The sequence below is a fragment of the Streptomyces sp. NBC_01314 genome (genome assembly GCF_041435215.1).
Taxonomy (GTDB): Bacteria; Actinomycetota; Actinomycetes; order Streptomycetales; family Streptomycetaceae; genus Streptomyces.
The window spans coordinates 7,878,255-7,898,973 of the sequence record NZ_CP108394.1 but is presented as its reverse complement, the minus strand read 5'-3'; the positions used below and the strand labels follow the sequence as shown (position 1 = coordinate 7,898,973).

Genomic DNA, 20,719 nt, shown 5'->3' with positions numbered 1-20,719 from the left:
CTTGTCCGACCGGCGGGAGCGTGGCGAATCGTGGTTGCTCCGTCGCGGTGGGACGGTGAAAGTCGGGCCATGCCCACCTTTCGCGCACCCGACGGCACCCTCCTCGCCCACCGCACGTTCGGGGACGGTCCGCCCCTGGTCTGTCTGCCCGGGGGGCCCATGCGGGCCTCCGCCTATCTCGGTGAGCTCGGAGGGCTGGCCGCGCATCGGCGGCTGGTGATGCCGGATCTGCGGGGCACCGGGGAGTCGGCGGTTCCGGAGGACACCGCCTCCTACCGGTGTGACCGGCTCGTCGGGGATGTGGAGGCGCTCCGGAAGGAGTTGGGGGCGGAGCGGGTCGATCTGCTCGCGCACTGTGCCGGGGCGAATGTCGCGGCGGCGTATGTGCGGGCGTATCCGGAGCGGGTCGGCAGGCTCGTGCTCGTCACGCCGAGCCCGATCGGTGTCGGTGTCCCGGTCAGCGGCGAGGACCGGCTCGCGGTCGCCCGGCTGCGGGAGGGCGAGCCGTGGTTCGGGGAGGCGTTCGCGGCGTTGCAGGAGGTCGCGGCGGGGCGGGGTACGGAACGGCACTGGGCGGCCGTCGCGCCCTTCCTGCACGGGCGTTGGGACGAAACCGCCCAGGCCCTCGACGCCGCCGACGCCGAGCAGCGCAACCCCGAGGCGGCGCGTGTCTTCGGGAGTGAGGGGGCCTTCGACCCGGAGGGTGCGCGGGCCGCGTTCCGGCGGTTCGGGGCGCCCGTGCTCGTGCTCGCCGGGGAGGTCGACCTCAACTCGCCGCCGAGCGCGATGGGCGAGTACGCCGCGCTGTTCCCGGGGGGCGCCGAGTTCGTCGTACAGCCGGGAGCCGGGCATCATCCGTGGCTGGACGACGGCGACCGGTTCGTGGAGACCGTCGCGAAGTTCCTGGACCGGGAGAACTGAGAGAGGGGACGCTCGCCGCAAGGGCGAGCGTCCCCTCCGCTCAGGTCCCACTCAGGTCCCGGTCACATCCCGGTCAGGTCTTCTTCCGTGCCGTCATCGCCCGCTGGATCAGGATGAACGCGCACAGCAGCACACCCGTGGCGATCTTCGTCCACCAGGAGCTGAGGGTGCCCTCGAACTGGATGAGGCTCTTGATGAGGCCGAGGACGAGAACGCCGAAGAGCGTGCCCAGTACGTAGCCGGAGCCGCCCGTCAGCAGCGTGCCGCCGATGACGACCGCGGCGATCGCGTCCAGTTCCATGCCGGTGGCGTGCAGGGGGTCGCCGGACTGGATGTAGAGGGTGAAGAGCAGGCCCGCCAGTGCCGAGCAGAAGCCGGACACGGTGTAGACGGCGATCTTGGTGCCGCCCTGCGGGAGGCCCATCAGCAGTGCGGACTGCTCGTTGCCGCCGATGGCGTACACGCGCCGGCCGAAGCGGCTGTAGTGGAGGATGTAGAACGCCGCGGCCAGGACCACCAGGGCGATGATCGCGCCGACGGAGAGGAAGCCCACGCCCAGTTGTGCCTGCGCCTGGGCCATGCTGCTCACCGTCGCGTCGCCGATGGCGATCGACTCCTTGCTGATGACCAGGCACAGGCCCCGGAACAGGAAGAGGCCGGCGAGGGTCACGATGAAGGGCTGGATCTCGAAGTTCTGGATCACATAGCCCATGAGGAAGCCGCCGAAGGCGCCCACGGCCAGGGCCATGGGGATGACCAGCAGGATCGGCACGCCCTGGCGTTCCACCAGCCAGGCCGTGAACATCGTGGTGAAGCCGATGACCGAGCCGACGGAGAGGTCGATGCCGCCGGAGAGGATCACGAAGGTCGCGCCGACGGCGGCCACCAGCAGGTAGCCGTTGTCGATGAAGAGGTTGAGGAAGACCTGCGGCTCGCCGAAACCGTAGTTCTGGTAGCGGCCCAGGCCCGTGATGTACATCGCCAGGAAGAGCGTGGCGGTCACCAGGACGGGCAGGCGCCGGTCGGCGAGGACCGCCGAGACCTTGGAGGCGGACATCGGTGCCGTACGGCTGTCCTGGGACGGCGGGGTCTTGGTGGTCGCGGTCATCACGACACCTCCATCTTCGGGGCCGCGTCGGCGGGCGTCGTGACGGTCTTCGCCGGGGCCGCGGGCGACGTGCCGCCGGTCGCGCCGGGCTTGGAACCGAACCGGGCGCCGAAGACCTTCGCGCGGAACTTCGGGGACTGGAGCAGGCAGACGACGATGACGACGGCGGCCTTGAAGACCAGGTTGGTCTGGGTGGGCACGCCGATCGTGTAGATCGTCGTCGTGAGGGTCTGGATGACCAGGGCGCCGACGACCGTGCCGCCGACGGAGAACCGGCCGCCCAGCAGCGAGGTGCCGCCGATCACCACGGCGAGGATCGCGTCCAGCTCGATCCACAGGCCGGCGTTGTTGCCGTCGGCGGCCGAGGTGTTGGAGCTGATCATCAGGCCCGCGATGCCCGCGCACAGGGCGCAGAACACGTACACCATGATCTTGATGCGCATCGACCGGATGCCCACCAGACGGCTGGCCTCCGCGTTGCCGCCGACCGACTCGACCAGCAGGCCGAGGGCCGTACGGCGGGTCAGTGCCACCGTGATGGCCACGACCGCGGCCACCACGAAGATCGAGAAGGGCAGCGTCAGCCAGTAGCCGCCGCCGATCAGCTTGTACGGCTCGCTGTTGATGGTGATGATCTGGCCGTCGGTGATCAGCTGGGCCACACCTCGGCCGGCGACCATGATGATGAGGGTCGCGATGATGGGCTGGATGCCCATCCTGGCCACCAGGAAGCCGTTCCACAGGCCGCAGACCACTGCCGCCACCAGTCCGATGCCCATGGCCAGGAAGACCCCGGCCAGCGCGTTCTGGTCGGCCTGGTCGCTGATGTACGAGCAGGTCAGGGCGCCGGTGATGGCGACGACCGCACCCACGGAGAGGTCGATGCCGCCGGTGGCGATGACCAGGGTCATGCCGACCGCCACCAGGATCAGGGGCGAGCCGAAGAGGACGATCGAGACGAGGCTGCCGTAGAGGTGGCCGTCCGTCATCCTGATCGAGAAGAAGTCGGGGGTGAAGGGGACGTTGACGAGCAGCAGGGCTACCAGGACCGCGACCGGCCAGAACAGATGGTGGTGCGTCAGCGCCCGCCAGCGGGATGCCGTGCCGGTCGTGGCCGTCGTCGCCACGGGTGGGGTGCTCACTGGTCTTCTCCGCTCGCGATGGTCTCCAGGATCCTGCTGGTGGTGATCTCCGGCCCGTTGGTGAGCCGCGCCACCAGCTTGCGGTCGCGCAGCACGCCGATGGTGTGGCTGAGGCGGAGGACCTCCTCCAGCTCGGCCGCGATGTAGAGCACGGACATGCCGTCCTCGGAGAGGGACACCACGAGCTTCTGGATCTCGGCCTTGGCGCCGACGTCGATACCCCGGGTGGGTTCGTCGAGGATCAGCAGCTTCGGCTGGGTGATCAGCCAGCGGGCGAGCAGCACCTTCTGCTGGTTGCCGCCGCTGAGCCGGCCGACGCGGGCCTCGGGGTTGGCGGGCCGGATGTCGAGGGCCTTGATGTACTTGGCGACGAGTTCGTCGCGCTGGGCGGCCGGGATGGGCCGGGTCCAGCCGCGGGACGCCTGGAGGGCCAGGATGATGTTCTCCCGGACCGTCAGTTCGGGGACCAGGCCCTCGGTCTTGCGGTTCTCCGAGCAGAACGCGACCCCGGCGCCGATGGCGTCGTTCGGGGCGCTCATCGAGACCTGCTTGCCGCCCACGGTGACCTTGCCGCTGTCGGGCTGGTCGGCGCCGAAGAGCAGCCGGGCGAGTTCGGTGCGGCCCGAGCCGAGCAGGCCGGCGAGGCCAACGACCTCGCCCTTCTTGATCTCCAGGTCGAAGGGGGCGATGCCGCCCGTGCGGCCGAGTCCCTCCGCGTGCAGCAGGGTCTCGCCGACGTCGGCGTGCAGCTGCTGCTCGTGGAGCTCCTCCAGCTGGTCCAGGTCCTTGCCGATCATCAGCTGGATCAGGCCGACCTGGTCGAGTTCGCTGACCAGGTGCTCGCCGACGAGGGTGCCGTTGCGCAGGACGGTCATGCGGTCGCAGATCTCGTAGATCTGGTCGAGGAAGTGGGAGACGAAGAGGATCGCGACCCCCTCGTCCTTCAACTGCCGCATCAGACGGAAGAGTTCGAGGACCTCGTCGCGGTCGAGGCTGGACGTCGGCTCGTCGAGGACGAGGACCTTGGTGCCCTTGCCCTCCTCGCCGCCGGTGCCCACCGACCGTACGATCGCGACCAGTTGCTGCACGGCCAGCGGGTACGAGGACAGCGGTGCCGTCACGTCGATGTCGAGGCCGAGCCGGTCGACCAGTTCCGCGGCCTCCTTGCGCAGCCGCTTCCACTGGATGCGGCCGAAGCGGGTCGGTTCGCGGCCGATGAAGATGTTCTCCGCCACCGACAGGTTGGGGCAGAGGTTGACCTCCTGGTAGACCGTGTTGATCCCGGCCTGCTGCGCCTGCAGCGGGCTGGCGAACCGCACGGACTCCCCGTCGAGGGTGATCGCGCCGCCGTCCAGGGAGTAGACCCCGGTCAGCACCTTGATCATGGTGGACTTGCCGGCGCCGTTCTCGCCCATCAGAGCGTGTATCTCGCCGGGGAAGAGCCGGAAGTCGACGCCCGACAGAGCCCTTACGCCCGGGAACTCTTTGACTATGCCCGTCATCTCCAGGACGGGCCGCGGCTCTGCCATAAGTCTCCTAGCGAGGACCACCGGCTTTGTCCGGTGGGGGAATTCACTTATCTGGGCTGTACTACGTTCGTCCCGCCCCACAAGGGGTCGGTTCGGGCTGGACCGCAACCTTCGGGTGGGAAGCCCTCACATGGGGCGGAGTCACGGCAGCGCTTCTCATGCGATCGAATCGCTGCGGGCCCGCAGGGGCCCGGCCGACCGAGATCTCGGCCGGCCGGAGGCTCCCTGACCGGTGGGCGTGGTGGGTCAGTACTTGCGGGTGGGGAGGGCGTCCTTGGCCTGGTCCTGCATGAAGTCGCTCTCCTTGGTCTTGATCCAGCGCTCGACCGTCTCGCCGTCCTTGACCTTCTGCACGACCTCCATCAGCTGGGGGCCGAGCAGCGGGTTGCACTCGACGATGGCGTTGATCTTGCCCTCGGACATGGCGATGAAGCCGTCCTTCACACCGTCGACCGTGACGATGAGGATGTCCTTGCCGGGCTTCTTGCCGGCCGCCTCGATGGCCTGGATGGCACCGATGCCCATGTCGTCGTTGTGCGCGAACAGCACGTCGATGTCCGGGTTGGACTGCAGGAAGGCCGCCATGACCTGCTTGCCGCCGGCGCGGGTGAACTCACCGGTCTGGCTGACGACGATCTTCCAGTCGTCCTTGTGATCCGCGTCCATGACCTCCTTGAAGCCCTTGGCGCGCTCGATCGCGGGGGCGGCACCGGTGGTGCCCTCCAGCTGCGCGATCTTCACGTTGCCCTTGTGGCCGGCCTTCTCCAGGACCTTCTCCAGGATCTTGGCGGCGCGGCGGCCCTCGTCCGTGAAGTCGGAGCCGACCAGGGTGACGAACAGGGACTCGTCGGAGGTCTCGACGGAACGGTCGGTCAGGACGACCGGGATCTTCTTGGCCTTGGCCTCCTTCAGCACCGCGTCCCAGCCGGTGACGACCACCGGCGAGAAGGCGATGACGTCCACGCCCTGGGTGATGTAGCTGCGGATGGCGGAGATCTGGTTCTCCTGCTTCTGCTGGGCGTCGGAGAACTTGAGCGTGTAGCCCGCCTCCTTGGCCGCCGACTTCACCGAGTCGGTGTTGGCGCTGCGCCAGCCGCTCTCCGAGCCGACCTGGGAGAAGCCGAGGGTGATCTTCTTGCTGCCGCCGCCGGAGGAGCCGGTACCGGTGGAGCTGTCGTCCTCCTTGGCGCAGGCCGTCAGACCGGCCGCGGCCGCCACGCCGACCGCCGTGGTGAGGAAGTTCCTTCTGCTGAGCATGTTCTTCTCCTTTGAAGAGCCGGTCCAAGGACGGACCGTTGGTACTCGTGGTGAACCGGCCGCACTGCGTCCAACCTGTCGATCATTGTTCGAAATGTCGGCCACGCTGATGGATGGAAAGGCTTTGGTTCGTTCGGTGCCGCGTCAGCCCGGAGGGGTGCCCGGTGGGGGCAGGTACGGGAAGGTGCTGGCGCGGACGACGAGTTGGGGCTCGATGGCGATCCGGGACGCCCCGGCAGGGGTCCGGCCCTCGATCAGGTCGAGCAGCAGGGCGATGCTCCGCTGCCCCACCGTGGCGAAGTCCTGCCGGACGGTGGTGAGCGGCGGGGCGAAGAACTCCGACTCCGGGATGTCGTCGAAGCCGGCCACCGCGACGTCCTGGGGCGTGCGTACGCCCGCCTCCCGCAGCGCGCGCAACACCCCCAGTGCCATCTGGTCGTTGGCGACGAAGACGGCGGTGAGGCCCCGGCCCACCCAGCCGGCCAGTTCCTGGCCGGCCCGGTAGCCCGACAGCGGGCTCCAGTCCCCGTGCAGCGGCTGCGGCGGTTCGACGCCCGCCTCTTCGAGGGTGGCCCGCCAGCCGACGGTCCGGTCCGCCGCCTCCTGCCAGTCCTCGGGTCCCGCGAGGTGCCAGACCTTGCGGTGCCCCGCGGCGAGCAGATGGCCGGTGGCCAGCCGCGCGCCCAGTTCCTGGTCCACGTTGACGCTGGGGATCTCCGAACCGGAGCCGGTGCCGACGGCCACCACCGGGAAGGGGTGGCGGAGTTCGGCCAGGGCCGCGACCGCCGAGCGCTGTGGGGCGAGGGCGATCACCCCCTCCACACCGCCGTCGCTGAGGCGGTCGACGGCCTCGGAGAGCGTCTCCACGGTCAGTTCGCGCAAACTGACCGTCGAGACGAGGTACCCCTCGGCCCGAGCCGCCTCCTCCAGCGCGAACAGCGTGCTGGCCGGCCCGTAGAGCGTGGTGTTGGAAGCGACCACGCCCAGCGTCTGGGTGCGCCGGGTCACCAGGGCCCGTGCGGAGGAGTTGCGACGGTAGCCCATCTCCTCGATCGCGCGCTGCACCCTGGCCCGGGTCTCGTTCTTCACGTTGGGGTGCTGCCCCAGGACGCGGGAGACGGTCTGGTGGGAGACACCGGCCTGGCGTGCCACGTCGGCCATGGTGGGCGGCCGGAGCTGCGAGTAAGTCACGGCCGTACCTCCTCGGCGGTCGACGGTGGACAGATTTTGTACTACGGGTAAGTCCTGTGGTGACGACGGGTCTTGTCCCACGGACGGGTCTTGTGCGGTGGGTGGACGGTTCCGCGCCGTCGGCTTCACGCCGGGATTCCGGAAAGCCCCAGGTCAGCCACTGGTAAGGCGAGTTGGGGCGCTGCTGGCACGGCGCTCGTACCTCCTCGGATGCCCTGGGGCGTCGACTGGTGAATGCGGAGGTCATTGTGAGCGCTAACAATTCATGGTGGTCAAGAGGGCTGCGTCAGGGAGGGCGTCACGGTTGGATAACGCGACCGTCGGCGCGAGTGGGGGACGGCCGTCCGGGGCACCGCGAAGCCCCCGGGCGCGGACCCCGGCCCGGGGGCTTCGACCTGCGGTTTTCGCTACGAGCACCACCACAGGAACTGCTTGCATGTCGCCGAGGGAGTGGGCTCCGGAGCGGGGTCGTCCGCGGTCGGTCCGGTGGTCGGGGTGTCGGCGTCGTCGGGGTCGGAGGTCGGGTCCTGCGCCGAAGGGGCGGGGTTCACCGTCGCGTCGGAGGCCGATCGGTCCCCGGGGCTGTGCGCGTCCTCGGCGTCGTCCCCGTCGGCCTCGGACTTCTCGGACTTCTCGGACTCCGAGGCCGACGGGGACGCCGATTTATCCGGCTTCTTCCCGTTCTTGTCGGCGCCGGCCGGGTCGTCCGAGCCGTCGTCGGCGCCCTTGGCGTCGTCCGCCGAAGCCGTTGGGGAGGCGTCGGACGCGTCGTCCACGATGGCCGCGCGCGGCTCCGTCGGCGGCGCCTCCATGCCGAGTTCGGCGAGGCTCAGCCCGCCCGCGGCGAGGAGCAGCCCGGCCCCGATCATCAGCACCCGGCGACGCCGGCGCCGGTGCGCGGCGGCCTTGCGGTCACGCCGCCCGGCCCGTGCGCCGTAACCCCGGCCGTGGGACCGGGAGCGGCGCCCGCCGACCTCCGGAGTGTCGCCCTCGGCCGGGTCCTCGAACGCGCCGTCGCCGTCGCCCACCGCCGTGTCGTCCCGCCCGGCCCGCGCGCCACGGCCACGTCTTCGGGACCGGGATCGGGCGCGGTGTCCGCCGCTCGGGCTCTCGGTCGCGGTGTCGTCCTCGAACGCGTCCTCGCGCTCGTCCACGGTCGTGCCGTCCCAGGCGGACAGCGCGTCCGGGTGGGTCCGGCACTCTTCGGCCGACGCGCCGCACCCCGAGCAGGAGAGGGCGCCATTGAGGTGCCGTTGGCACGGGTGGCAGTAGTCCATGACGCCGGAAGATTATGTTCCGCAGTGGTGACCTTCCCGGGCGGGCCCGTGAAAGTTGTGTAGGAACCTCGTGGACCGGCACTCCGGGCGGGGAGGTCCGGCTCATTTGCCCGCCGTCCCGGCCATCGGCCACCATCGACCCGACGCCGTTGTGCGTTCGACCCATTGACACTCCGACCGGGTCGTCCTTACTGTCGCGATCAGCATTTCGAACGAGCGACGAAATTTCGAACAGACCACAGAGGACAGGGAGTACCGTGCGCATCACGGGAATCAGCACGCACGTGGTCGGGACGCCGTGGCGAAACCTGACCTACGTCCAGGTGCACACCGACGAGGGACTCACCGGCGTCGGCGAGACCCGCATGCTCGGCCACACCGACGCGCTGCTCGGCTATCTGCACGAGGCACAGACCAATCACATTCTCGGCTCCGACCCGTTCGCTGTCGAGGATCTGGTCAAGCGCATGAAGTACGGCGATTACGGGCGGGCCGGCGAGATCGTGATGTCCGGCATCGCCGTCATCGAGATGGCCTGCTGGGACATCAAGGGCAAGGCCCTCGGCGTGCCGGTCTGGCAGCTGCTGGGCGGCAAGGTCACCGACAAGGTCAAGGCGTACGCCAACGGCTGGTACACCACCGAGCGCACGCCCGAGGCGTACCACAAGGCGGCGCAGGGGGTCATGGAGCGCGGTTACAAGGCGCTCAAGATCGACCCCTTCGGGACCGGCCACTTCGAGCTGGACCACGCGGAGAGCATGTACGCGGTCTCCCTGATCGAGGCCGTGCGCGACGCCATCGGGCCGGACTCCGAGCTGATGCTGGAGATGCACGGCCGCTTCTCCCCCGCCACCGCCGTCCGCCTCGCCAAGGACCTGGCGCCCTTCAAGCCCGCGTGGCTGGAGGAGCCGTGCCCGCCGGAGAACCTGAAGGCGCTGGAGAAGGTCGCCGCCAAGGTCGACATCCCGGTGGCCACGGGTGAGCGGATCCACGACCGGATCGAGTTCCGGGAGCTCTTCGAGAGCCAGGCCGTGGACATCATCCAGCCCGACGTCGGCCACATCGGCGGCATCTGGGAGACCCGCAAGCTGGCCGCCACCGCCGAGACCCACTACACGCTGGTCGCGCCGCACAACGTGGGCGGGCCGGTGCTGACCGCGGCGTCTCTCCAGGTCGGCTTCACCTCCCCGAACTTCAAGATCCTCGAGCACTTCAACGACTTCGCGGACGCGGAGATCAAGAAGATCGTCTCGGGGGCCCCGGAGGTCGTGGACGGTTACTTCCACCTGTCCGACAAGCCCGGCCTCGGTGTCGAGCTGGACGTGGACGCGGCGGCGGAGTTCCCGCAGCAGCAGGCCCGTTTCGACCTGTGGGCCGAGGGCTGGGAGCAGCGCAAGCCCAAGGGGACGGAGTGAGCGCCACGCCCGACGCGGCCACCGCCGTCGTCATCGAGGCGCCGGGCGAGCACCGGCTCGTCCCGCACGAGGCCCGGCAACCGGAGGCCGGCGAGGCCCTGGTGCGGGTCCACGCCTCCGGGATCTGCGGCAGCGACCGCGAGGTCTTCCAGGGCAACCGGCCGGAGGGGTATGTCCGATACCCCCTCACTCCGGGCCACGAGTGGTCCGGAACGGTGTCGGCGGTCGGTGACGGTGTTCCTTCAAGCCTTGTAGGCCGCAAGGTCGTGGGCGAGGGCTTCCGGAACTGCCAGGTGTGCGATCGCTGCCACGCGGGCGAGACCACGCTGTGCTCGGCGGGGTACGAGGAGACCGGGTTCACCCAGCCCGGCGCGATGGCCACGACCCTCACGCTGCCCGCCCGTCTGCTGCACGTTCTGCCGGACGACGCGGATCTGACGGCGGCGGCGCTGCTGGAGCCGGCCGCGTGCATCGCGGCCGCCGCGCTCAAGGCGAACGCCGTCCCCGGCGAGCGGGTCGCCGTGGTGGGCACGGGAACGCTCGGCATGTTCGCCGTTCAGTTCCTGAAGGCGGCTTCCCCGGCCGAGCTGCTCGTCGTGGGCACCCGGTCGGACCGGGCGGAGCTGTCGAAGCGGTTCGGCGCCTCGGAATTCCGTACCAAGGACGAAATGGATCCAGCGCTGTTGGGCGACTTCGACGTCGTCATCGAGACCGCCGGGTCCGCGGACGCGGCACGCACGGCCGCCGCCCTGCTGCGGCGCGGCGGACGGCTGGTGCTGACAGGCATTCCGGCGCCGGGCGCGGACGGGCTCGACCCGACCGATCTCGTCGTACGGCAGCTGGAGGTGCACACCGTGTTCGGCGCGGCGCCGGACGCCTGGGCGCACACCGTGCGGGTCTTCGGGGCCGGGCTGCTGGATCCGCTGCCGCTCGTCACGCACGAGCTGCCGCTGGAGGCGTTCTCGCAGGCCATCGAGCTGGTCGGGTCCGGTGACCCGGCAGTCGGAAAGGTCCTGCTGCGGCCATGACACACCCCTGAGCCGTACGCCGGTACGGGGTACCTGACGACTTCGTACCGGCGTACACCCAAGAGCTTTGTGCACCAAGAGCCGCGAACCTTGTCCGAAATATCGAACCTGTGAAGGACAGCTTGTGACCGACACCACCGCTCCGGCGCCGCGCCGACCCGGCGAGCATGTGCTTGCCGCGCTCGGCCTGGGCGCGCCCGCCCTCGATCCCTCCGACGCCTCCCCGCACTCCTTCCCCGGCGGCGGCCGCTGGCGCACCGAGGTGCCCTCCGTCGAGGGGCCCGAGGCGCTCGGCGTGGTCCTCAAGGAGGCCTCGCGCCTCGATGTGCCGATCCACCGGATCAGCCAGGGCAGCGGCGTGTGGATGCTCAGCGACGCCGAGATCACCGAGATGGTGGAGGCGACGGCCGAGCGCGACATCGAGCTCTGCCTGTTCACCGGCCCGCGCGGCACCTGGGACATCGGCGCCTCCACCCGGACCGACTCCAAGGGCGCCGGCCTCAGGGCCCGCGGTCACGACGCGGTCGCCGGGTGCGTCGAGGACGCCGTGCGCGCGACCGAGCTGGGCGTGAAGTGCCTGCTCGTCGCCGACGAGGGTGTGCTGTGGACGCTGCACCGGGCGCGGGTGGAGGGGATCATCCCGGCCGACACGACCTTCAAGGTGTCGGCGCTGATCGGGCCGGTCAACCCGACCGCGTACGCCGTGTACGAGAACCTCGGCGGCGACTCGATCAACGTGCCGAGCGACCTGACGCTCGATCACCTCACGGAGATCCGGCGGGTGTCCGGCGCCCCCATGGACATGTACATTGAGGCCCCCGACGACCTCGGCGGCTATGTGCGAATGTACGAGGTCGCCGAGCTGATCCGTCGTGGTGCGCCGCTCTATCTGAAGTTCGGCCTGTCGAAGGCCCCCGCGATCTACCCCTACGGGCACCACATGCGGGACGTCACGCTGTCCACGGCCAAGGAACGCGTACGGCGCGGCCGGCTGGCCCTGGACCTGCTCGCACGGCACGGAGCGGACGGCGACATGGCGCCGCTCGGCTCGCGGCTGCCGGGCGCGCTGAAGCGGTTCGGAACTCCCGCATAACGTTCCGGAAACCTCCCTTCACAGAACCCGACGCGGTCGCACAGACTCCGACACAAATCCTCGCCCGACCGGGTCCCCGGCCTCATAAACACATCAAGGAAGATGATCATGCGTACTCGCCGAGCCGCTCTCGCCTCCATAGCCACCGTCGCCTCCCTGGCCCTGTCCCTCTCGGCCTGCGGTCAGAGCGCCGAGGGCGGCAGCGAGCAGAAGTCCTCGGGTGACACCAAGGGCGCCACCATCGGCATCGCGATGCCGACCAAGTCCTCCGAGCGCTGGATCTCCGACGGCAACAACGTCGTCAAGGACCTGGAGTCCAAGGGCTACAAGACCAAGCTGGTCTACGGCGAGGACAAGCCCGAGCAGCAGGTCTCCCAGATCGAGAACCTGATCGCCCAGGGCGTCAAGGCGCTGATCGTCGCCGCGATCGACAACAAGTCGCTCGACAACGTGCTGCAGCAGGCCAAGGACGCGGACATCCCGGTCATCTCCTACGACCGCCTGATCCTCAACAGCCCGAACGTCGACTACTACGCCTCCTTCGACAACAGCAAGGTCGGCGAGCTCCAGGCCAACTACATCGTCGAGAAGCTCGGTCTGGCGGCGGGCAAGAAGGGCCCCTTCAACATCGAGCTGTTCGCCGGCTCCAACGACGACAACAACACCAAGTACTTCTTCAACGGCGCGATGAGCGTGCTCCAGCCGTACATCGACAAGAAGCAGCTCGTCGTCCAGTCCGGCCAGACCAAGATCAACCAGGTCACCACCCTGCGCTGGGACGGCGCCACCGCCCAGCGCCGCATGGACGACATCCTCACCAAGTCGTACAAGAGCGAGAAGGTCGACGCGGTCCTCTCCCCGTACGACGGCATCTCCATCGGCATCCTGTCGGCGCTGAAGTCGGACAGCTACGGCTCCAAGAGCAAGCCGCTTCCGGTCCTCACCGGCCAGGACGCCGAGCTGGCCTCGGTTAAGTCGATCATCGCGGGCGACCAGACGCAGACGGTCTACAAGGACCTGCGTGAGCTGGCCAAGGTCGCCTCGAACATGGTCGACGCGGTGCTGAACGACAAGAAGGTCGAGACGAACGACACCAAGACCTACGACAACGGGTCCAAGGTCGTCCCGGCGTACCTCCTGGAGCCGGTCAGCGTCGACAAGACCAACTACTCGGAGATCCTCGTCGACGGCGGTTACTACACGGCGGACCAGCTCAAGTAAGCGTCGGATCTCAAGGATTGGAAGGCAAGACCATGGCGGGACCCGTCCTGGAAATGCGCTCGATCGTCAAGACCTTTCCCGGTGTGAAAGCGCTGTCGGACGTCACTCTGACCGTCCGCCAGGGCGAGGTCCATGCCATCTGCGGTGAGAACGGCGCCGGGAAGTCCACCTTGATGAAGGTGCTCTCCGGCGTCCATCCGCACGGCACGTACGAGGGCGACATCCTCTTCGAGGGTGAGCTCTGCTCCTTCAAGGACATCCGGGCCAGCGAGCACCACGGCATCGTGATCATCCACCAGGAGCTGGCGCTGGTGCCGTACCTCTCGCTCGCGGAGAACATCTTCCTCGGCAACGAGCACGCCACACGCGGGCTGATCAACTGGAACACAACCCTGCGGCACGCCTCCGAGCTGCTGAAGCGGGTCGGTCTGAGTGATCACCCCGAGACCCGCGTCGCCGACATCGGCGTGGGCAAGCAGCAGCTCGTGGAGATCGCGAAGGCGCTGTCGAAGAAGGTGAAGCTGCTCATCCTGGATGAGCCGACCGCGGCCCTGAACGACGAGGACAGCGACAAACTCCTCGATCTCATCCTGGAGTTGAAGAAGCAGGGCATCACCTCGATCATCATCTCCCACAAGCTCAACGAGATCCGCAAGGTCGCGGACTCGGTGACGATCATTCGCGACGGGCAGTCCATCGAGACGCTCGACGTGAAGTCGGCGGAGACGACCGAGGACCGGATCATCAGCGGCATGGTCGGCCGCGACCTCGACCACCGCTTCCCCGAGCGCACCCCGCACGAGGCGGAGGTGGACGCGGAACCCGCCCTGGAGATCCGCAACTGGACCGTGCACCACCCGATCGACCAGCAGCGCAAGGTCGTCGACAACGTGTCGATCAACGTGCGGCGCGGGGAGATCGTCGGTATCGCGGGTCTGATGGGCGCCGGCCGCACCGAACTCGCGATGAGCGTCTTCGGGCGGACGTACGGCCGGTACGCGAACGGCACGGTCCTCAAGGACGGCAAGGAAATCCGTACGAAGAACGTCCCGGAGGCGGTCAAGCACGGGATCGCGTACGTCACCGAGGACCGCAAGCACTACGGCCTCAACCTCATCGACACCATCAACCGGAACATCTCGCTGAGCGCCCTGAACAAGGTCTCCAAGCGCGGTGTGGTCGACGAGCACGAGGAGCGCCGGGTCGCCGAGCGCTACCGCAAGTCCATGAACATCAAGGCCCCGACCGTCTTCGAGCCGGTGGGCAAGCTGTCCGGCGGCAACCAGCAGAAGGTCGTCCTCAGCAAGTGGATCTTCGCGGGTCCCGATGTGCTGATCCTGGACGAGCCGACGCGCGGCATCGACGTCGGCGCCAAGTACGAGATCTACACGGTCATCGACAAGCTCGCCGCTGAGGGGAAGGCGGTCGTCTTCATCTCCTCCGAGCTGCCGGAACTGCTCGGCATGTGCGACCGCATCTACACGATGGCCGCAGGACGACTGACAGGCGAGTTCCCGCGTGCCGAGGCCACGCAGGAATCGCTGATGCGTCAGATGACGAAGGACAAAGAGGTAACCCGATGAGCACGGATGTGACCGCCAAGAGCCCGGCCCCCGCGCCGCCCGGCAAGAGCGGGGGCGCGGTGGGCGGAGGTCTGCTCCAGCTGATGCTGGACGGCATGCGCCGCAACATGCGGCAGTACGGCATGCTGATCGCCCTCGGCGTGATCGTGGCGCTGTTCGCGGTGTGGACCGACGGCGACCTGCTGCTGCCGCGCAACGTCTCCAACCTGGTGCTGCAGAACAGCTACATCCTGATCCTCGCGATCGGCATGATGCTGGTCATCATCGCCGGCCACATCGACCTCTCGGTCGGCTCACTGACCGCGTTCGTCGGAGCCTTCGCGGCCGTACTGACCGTGCAGCACGACGTCTCCTGGCCCGTCGCCGTGGTGCTGTGCCTGATGGTGGGCGCGCTGGCAGGCGCGATCCAGGGCTTCTTCATCGCGTATCTCGGGATACCGTCGTTCATCGTCACCCTCTCCGGAATGCTGACCTTCCGCGGTGTCACGGAGATCCTGCTGCAGGGCCAGACCCTCGGCCCCTTCCCCGCGGGCCTGCAGAAGATCGGCAACGGCTTCCTTCCGGAGACCGGCCCGCAGACCAACTACCACAACCTCACCCTGCTCCTCGGCCTCGTCCTGATCACCTTCGTGGTGCTCCAGGAGGTCCGGGACCGCAAGCGTCAGCGGGAGTTCTCCCTCGACGTGGCGCCGCTCAACATCTTCCTGCTCAAGCTCGTCGCGATCGTCGCCGCGCTGCTCACCGTCACCATGCTGCTCGCCAGCTACAAGGGCGCGCCGATCATTCTGATCATCCTCGGTGTGCTGGTGGTCGGTTACGGCTACGTCATGCGGAACACGGTCTTCGGCCGTCACATCTACGCGATCGGCGGCAACCTGCCGGCCGCGAAGCTGTCCGGCGTGAAGGACAAGAAGGTCACCTTCTACGTCTTCCTGAACATGGGCGCCCTCGCGGCCCTGGCAGGTCTGGCGATCGCCGCCCGCCTCAACGCGGCCGGCCCGAAGGCGGGTCTCAACTACGAACTGGAGGCCATCGCCTCGGCGTTCATCGGCGGCGCGTCCATGAGCGGCGGCGTCGGCACCGTCCTCGGCGCGATCATCGGCGGTGTCGTCCTCGGTGTCCTCAACAACGGCATGAACCTCCTCAACGTCGGCTCCGACTGGCAGCAGGTCATCAAGGGCCTGGCCCTGCTGGCGGCCGTCGGGTTCGACGTGTGGAACAAGCGCAAGTCCGGTTCCTGATACGCCGGGAAGGGCCCCGCCGGAAGGCGGGGCCCTTCCCTTTTTGTGGGAGAAAGGCGGGACGTCACCCGTGAAGGAACTCTTCGGCAAGCTCGCCGACGGCACCGAGATCCACCGCTGGTCGCTGGAGAACGGCGGCACCCGTCTGAAGGTCCTGTCGTACGGCGGGATCGTTCAGTCCCTGGAGACCCCGGACCGGGACGGCCGGTACGCGAACATCTCCCTGGGCTTCGACACCGTCGAGGACTACGTCGCCGGGTCGCCCTACTTCGGCGCGCTGATCGGCCGGTACGGCAACCGGATCGATGCGGGCCGCTTCACCCTGGACGGCGAGACGTACGAACTCTCCGTCAACGACGGCGCGAACAGTCTGCACGGCGGGGCGAACGGCTTCGACACGGCCGTGTGGCACGTCGAGCCGTTCACGGACGGCCCGGACGTGGGTCTGCGGCTGTCCCGCACCAGCGCCGACGGCGAGATGGGCTACCCCGGCACGCTGGACGTGAAGGTCACCTACACCCTCACCGAGCGGGGCGAGTGGCGTATCGACTACGAGGCGGCCACGGACCGGGCCACCGTCGTCAACCTCACCAACCACGTCTACTGGAACCTCACGGGCGAGGGCAGCGGCTCCGTTCTGGACCACGAGCTGACGATCGCCGCCGCCCGCTACACCCCGGTCGACGCCGGCCTGATCCCCACCGGTGAGCCGGCCGGCGTCGAAGGCACCCCCTTCGACTTCCGAACGGGCAAGGCGGTCGGCGACGACCTCCGCGAGGCCGATCCACAGCTGCTCCACGCCAAGGGGTTCGACCACAACTGGGTCCTGGACAAGGGCGGTACGGCCGAGCCGGAGTGGGCCGCCACGCTCACCGACCCGGCGTCCGGCCGCACCCTGAGGATCTCGACGACCGAACCCGGGCTGCAGTTCTACTCCGGGAACTTCCTGGACGGCACGCTCGTAGGACCCTCCGGGAAGATCTACCGGCAAGGGGACGCGCTGTGCCTGGAGACCCAGCACTTCCCGGACTCGCCGAACAAGCCGTCGTACCCGTCGACGGTGCTGCGACCTGGACAGACGTACCGATCGACGACGGTCCACGCATTCGGATGACAGCCACCCGGCGGTGATCCCCGGCGCTGACCCCCGACGGTTCTTCACAAGTGGTCCACAGGTTCCCGACGAATTCTCGACGGTTGAACAGAGCCACCCCAGCCTCCGTATGTAGAGGCGGCCCGTGCTCCCCCGCACGGGCCGCCTTAGTCGTCGGACCCGGTCGTCCCCAACGGGTCCGCCCCCTACGGAGGTTCCATGGCCGACAACGTCACCTCGTTGTTCCGCAGCACTGCGGCGCACAGCCCTTCGATGGCTGCGCTGACACGTGAGGGCGGCGACGGGGTGGGTCCGGTGGACTTCTGTATCCCGTGCAATCCGTACTTCCCCACGCCCGCCATGTTCGACGACATGGCGAGCAGACTGCGCGACATCATCACGTACTACCCCAGCAGCGCCGACACGATCACGGCCGAGCTGTGCAACCTGCTCCAACTGCCGCCGCAGTGCGTGGCGATGGGCAACGGCTCGACCGAACTCATCACCTGGATCGACCATCTGCTGGTCCGTGAGTCCCTCGCCGTCCCCGTCCCCACCTTCGGCCGCTGGACCGACCAGCCGATGGAGACCGGCAAGCGCGTCGACATGTTCCCGCTCCAGGAGTCCAGCGGCTTCGCCCTGGACCTCGCGCAGTACGCCGAGTTCATCCGTGCCCGCGGCACCCGGGTCGCCGTCATCTGCAACCCCAACAACCCCGACGGCGGCTTCCTGCACCGGCACGCGCTGGTGCAGTTCATGGACGCGATGGCCCACCTGGACCTGATCATCATCGACGAGTCGTTCCTGGAGTTCGCCGACGCCGAGAACGAGCCGAGCACGGTCCAGGACGCGGTCATGCGGCCCAACGTGGTCGTGCTGCGCAGCCTCGGCAAGAACTTCGGTCTGCACGGCATCCGCTTCGGCTACATGGTCGCCAACCCCGCCCTCGCCGGCAAGATCCGCACGATGCTGCCGAAGTGGAACCTCAACTCCTTCGCCGAGTACGTGGTGTTCATGCTGAAGAACCATGGCGCCGAGTACATGGAGAGCCTGCACCAGGTCCGCCGGGACCGCCTGGACATGGCCCGCCAGCTCTCCGCCCTCCCCGGGCTGACGGTCTACCCGTCGCAGGGGAACTTCCTCTTCGTGCGCCTGCCCGTGGGCGCCGAGGGCACCGTGGTCCGTGACCGGCTCCTCACCGAGCACCGGATCCTGGTCCGCGAGTGCGGCAACAAGGTCGGCTCGTCCAGTCGCTTCCTGCGACTCGTGGTCCGTCCCCAGGTCGACGTCCGTCGCCTGGTGTCCGGCCTGGAGTCGGTTCTCTACGGGTCCAGGAGGGGAGCCGCCGTACCCGAGCTGAGCACCGGGACCAGCTACAGCTCGGGTACGGCGGCCGTGGACCGGCTGATGAGCGAGACCAACGGCACCGGGATGTACGACCTCGCCGGGCAGGCCATGAGCATGCCCGCCCCGGCAGCCGCGTCCTCCATGCAGTTCGCGTCTCCCGCGCCGGCGCCCATGCCCGCCGCCGCGTCCATGCAGTTCGCGTCCCCGGCCCAGGCGCCCGCGCCCGCCGCGCCCATGCAGTTCGCGTCCCCGCCCCAGGCGCCCGCGCCCGCCGCGCCCATGCAGTTCGTGTCCCCCGTTCCGGCCCCGATGCCGATGCCGATGCCGATGCCGGCCCCGATGCCCGCCGCACCGGCCGCCTCCATGCCGGTCCCCGGCCTCCAGCCCGTCTCCCAGACCGGCATGCCCGGCCTCGCGGCCGCCGCCCAGGGCCGCCGCACCATGGGCGCGGCGCAGGGCCTCACCGCCGCACAGGTACGCGGCCGTACCCAGCCGGAGCCCCTGGAGGAACCGCAGGGGTGGCCGACGGCGGGCGCGGTGTACAACCAGGTGGGGTAGGCCCCGGCCTCCCCCTGACGGACCCCATGAGGCGACGCCTCCAACAGGCCCTGTACGGGCGGCTGTTGGGGGCGTCGCCTTGTTGGGGGCGTCGCCCGTTCCATGGTCGGTGGGCTTTCCTCACCCCGCCCCGCTCCGGGCGGAGCGGGGCGGGGCGGTCACGGCGCGCCGCCCGCGACGGCCGGCACCCGGGGTGAGGGTGGTCGGACGGTGTGCCGTCCATGGAGGAGGAACCCACAGCCGGTCATCTCGATGACGCGGGCCATGGCCGAGGGCGGATGGTGCAGGCGGAGAGTCGTTCCCGCGTCGGCGCCGAGCCGGGATGCCGTGAGGAACGCGTTGAGCCCGCCGGCGTCGCAGAAGGTGACCGCCGTGAGATCGACGTCGATGGTACGGATGTCGTCGCGCAGGCATCCGGCCAGTGCGGCGTACACGAGCGGGGCGGTGGCCAGGTCGATCTCTCCGGAGAGGGTGATCAGCGCACGGGTGGTGCGGTCGTGCCGGTAGACGTTCAGTTGGGGAAGGACCATGGTTCCTCGGTTCGCGGTGTCCGTCGGAAGTTCCGCGTGGCGCAGGCGGGTTCGGCCTGTGCCGAACCCCCAGGTCCACCGGGGCTCGGGGCGTAGGGCACGGGGCGTAGGGCACGGGAAGACCCCGGCCTGGTAGGTGCAGTGCTGTGGCCGGGGTACAGGGCTGCGGACCGTACCGTCGCTTCGGTCGGTTCCGTTGGCCCTGCGAGTCCTACGGGTTCTGGCGGTACCGACGGTCCGGTCGGGGGCTCACTCCGTTCCCTCATGGGTGCGGCGCCGGAGGCGGAGCCGTCCGCGTCCGCCGTCGCGGTGGGAGCGGCGGCGGCCGGTGCCGGTCGCCGCCGCCCGGCCACGGGCCTTCCTCGAAGTCGACGGTGGCGGTCCCGCGACAGGCATCCCGGAGTCCCCGTAGTGGAAGGCGCCGATGCGGTCGCTGTGCTGTGAGTTGAGCTGGTGGATGAGGAGCGCACCGAAGGCGATCACGGCGATGATCACGACCACGGTCACGAATGTCTCCACGGTTCTCACCTTCCGATCGGCTGACGCGGCATCGCGGCGGTCATGGCAGTCACGGCGGTCATGGCGGTCATGGTCGGGATCCGCGGACGTACGGCCGGACCACCGGCCTCATGTCCTCCTTCGGAGTCCCAGACCGCCTCGACGGACCGGTCGGCCTCACGCACCGCCCGCAGACGCGCTGCCTCCTCCATCAACCGGCTCGCGGTCGACGTGCCCAGGGGGTCGCTCGCGGCGGCCATCAGCCAGGCGGCAGAGTCGGCGGGCGTCTGCGGCGGGACCACCAGGAGGTTCCAGCGGCCGGTGCGGTACGAGAGCAACAGCAGTTCGTGCGGGTCCTGTTCGGTCAGGAACCAGCCCACCTTCACCACGTGCCCGGCGACGGGCACCTTGCGCGGAGCGACCGGCCAGTGCAGGGGATTCACCGTGACCCGGGTGATCCGGCCCCACAACGGATCAAGTACTGCGGTCAAGGGGAGGAGTTCGGCCCCGAGATCGCGGGAGCGTGGCCACCATGCGCCGTCCAGCAGAGCCGGTGCGGGACCGACGGGAGCCAGCGACAGGCGGGGAGAGAGCGAGGAGGAACGGCCGGCTGCTTCGACCGTCGGCGGGTGGAAAATGGTCGCGGTCATGACGCGAACCCTGCCCCGGGCCGACACGACCGGCCCG

At 69.0% G+C, this 20,719-nt stretch carries 18 protein-coding genes; 9 read left to right on the top strand and 9 right to left on the bottom strand.

Going from position 1 to position 20,719, the window contains the following annotated elements; all coding sequences use genetic code 11:
- Nucleotides 1-69 precede the first annotated feature (69 nt).
- Entirely contained in the window at nt 70-921 is an 852-nt protein-coding gene (locus OG622_RS34790; RefSeq protein ID WP_371580594.1) for an alpha/beta fold hydrolase, read from the top strand.
- A gap of 73 nt (nt 922-994) precedes the next feature.
- Here OG622_RS34790 and yjfF read toward each other — a convergent pair whose 3' ends face one another.
- The 6 genes from yjfF to OG622_RS34760 form a co-directional block, all read right to left on the bottom strand.
- Nucleotides 995-2,029 carry a galactofuranose ABC transporter, permease protein YjfF gene (gene yjfF / locus OG622_RS34785; protein ID WP_371580593.1) on the bottom strand — a complete coding sequence of 345 codons (1,035 nt, stop codon included), beginning with the start codon at nt 2,027-2,029 and terminating at the stop codon, nt 995-997.
- Nucleotides 2,029-3,156 carry an ABC transporter permease gene (locus tag OG622_RS34780; RefSeq protein ID WP_371584311.1) on the bottom strand — a complete coding sequence of 376 codons (1,128 nt, stop codon included), beginning with the start codon at nt 3,154-3,156 and terminating at the stop codon, nt 2,029-2,031. Before OG622_RS34780 ends, yjfF begins: the two co-directional genes overlap by 1 nt.
- A gap of 11 nt (nt 3,157-3,167) precedes the next feature.
- Entirely contained in the window at nt 3,168-4,700 is a 1,533-nt protein-coding gene (locus OG622_RS34775) for a sugar ABC transporter ATP-binding protein (protein WP_371580592.1), read from the bottom strand.
- A 246-nt stretch (nt 4,701-4,946) separates the two neighbouring features.
- Nucleotides 4,947-5,957, bottom strand: coding sequence for an ABC transporter substrate-binding protein (locus OG622_RS34770; protein ID WP_371580591.1), 1,011 nt, complete (start codon nt 5,955-5,957; stop codon nt 4,947-4,949).
- 144 nt (nt 5,958-6,101) lie between these two features.
- A complete protein-coding gene (locus OG622_RS34765; protein ID WP_371580590.1) occupies nt 6,102-7,148 on the bottom strand; it encodes a LacI family DNA-binding transcriptional regulator in 1,047 nt (348 codons plus the stop codon).
- 407 nt (nt 7,149-7,555) lie between these two features.
- Nucleotides 7,556-8,425, bottom strand: coding sequence for a hypothetical protein (locus OG622_RS34760; RefSeq protein ID WP_371580589.1), 870 nt, complete (start codon nt 8,423-8,425; stop codon nt 7,556-7,558).
- 257 nt (nt 8,426-8,682) lie between these two features.
- Between OG622_RS34760 and OG622_RS34755 the strand changes: the two genes are divergently transcribed.
- The 8 genes from OG622_RS34755 (at nt 8,683) to OG622_RS34720 (ending at nt 19,004) form a co-directional block, all read left to right on the top strand.
- A complete protein-coding gene (locus tag OG622_RS34755) occupies nt 8,683-9,840 on the top strand; it encodes a mandelate racemase/muconate lactonizing enzyme family protein (RefSeq protein WP_371580588.1) in 1,158 nt (385 codons plus the stop codon).
- Entirely contained in the window at nt 9,837-10,868 is a 1,032-nt protein-coding gene (locus OG622_RS34750; protein ID WP_371580587.1) for a zinc-binding dehydrogenase, read from the top strand. The genes OG622_RS34755 and OG622_RS34750 overlap by 4 nt, the downstream gene beginning before the upstream one ends.
- A 124-nt stretch (nt 10,869-10,992) precedes the next feature.
- Complete coding sequence (locus OG622_RS34745; protein ID WP_371580586.1) at nt 10,993-11,961, top strand: hypothetical protein; 969 nt, start codon at nt 10,993-10,995, stop codon at nt 11,959-11,961.
- 108 nt (nt 11,962-12,069) lie between these two features.
- Entirely contained in the window at nt 12,070-13,182 is a 1,113-nt protein-coding gene (gene chvE / locus OG622_RS34740; RefSeq protein WP_371580585.1) for a multiple monosaccharide ABC transporter substrate-binding protein, read from the top strand.
- A gap of 32 nt (nt 13,183-13,214) precedes the next feature.
- Entirely contained in the window at nt 13,215-14,765 is a 1,551-nt protein-coding gene (mmsA, locus tag OG622_RS34735) for a multiple monosaccharide ABC transporter ATP-binding protein (protein WP_371580584.1), read from the top strand.
- Nucleotides 14,762-16,006: a multiple monosaccharide ABC transporter permease gene (gene mmsB, locus OG622_RS34730; protein ID WP_371580583.1), complete on the top strand. Its 1,245-nt coding sequence runs from the start codon at nt 14,762-14,764 to the stop codon at nt 16,004-16,006. The genes mmsA and mmsB overlap by 4 nt, the downstream gene beginning before the upstream one ends.
- 43 nt (nt 16,007-16,049) lie before the next feature.
- The gene (locus OG622_RS34725; protein WP_371580582.1) at nt 16,050-17,120 is read left to right on the top strand and encodes an aldose epimerase family protein; all 1,071 of its coding nucleotides are present in this window, start codon (nt 16,050-16,052) and stop codon (nt 17,118-17,120) included.
- Between the two features lie 198 nt (nt 17,121-17,318).
- The gene (locus OG622_RS34720) at nt 17,319-19,004 is read left to right on the top strand and encodes a histidinol-phosphate transaminase (protein WP_371580581.1); all 1,686 of its coding nucleotides are present in this window, start codon (nt 17,319-17,321) and stop codon (nt 19,002-19,004) included.
- A gap of 158 nt (nt 19,005-19,162) precedes the next feature.
- Here OG622_RS34720 and OG622_RS34715 read toward each other — a convergent pair whose 3' ends face one another.
- The 3 genes from OG622_RS34715 to OG622_RS34705 form a co-directional block, all read right to left on the bottom strand.
- Entirely contained in the window at nt 19,163-19,534 is a 372-nt protein-coding gene (locus OG622_RS34715) for an STAS domain-containing protein (protein ID WP_371580580.1), read from the bottom strand.
- Between the two features lie 249 nt (nt 19,535-19,783).
- Entirely contained in the window at nt 19,784-20,053 is a 270-nt protein-coding gene (locus OG622_RS34710; RefSeq protein WP_371580579.1) for a hypothetical protein, read from the bottom strand.
- A 5-nt stretch (nt 20,054-20,058) separates the two neighbouring features.
- A complete protein-coding gene (locus tag OG622_RS34705; RefSeq protein WP_371580578.1) occupies nt 20,059-20,682 on the bottom strand; it encodes a DUF5994 family protein in 624 nt (207 codons plus the stop codon).
- Nucleotides 20,683-20,719 lie beyond the last annotated feature (37 nt).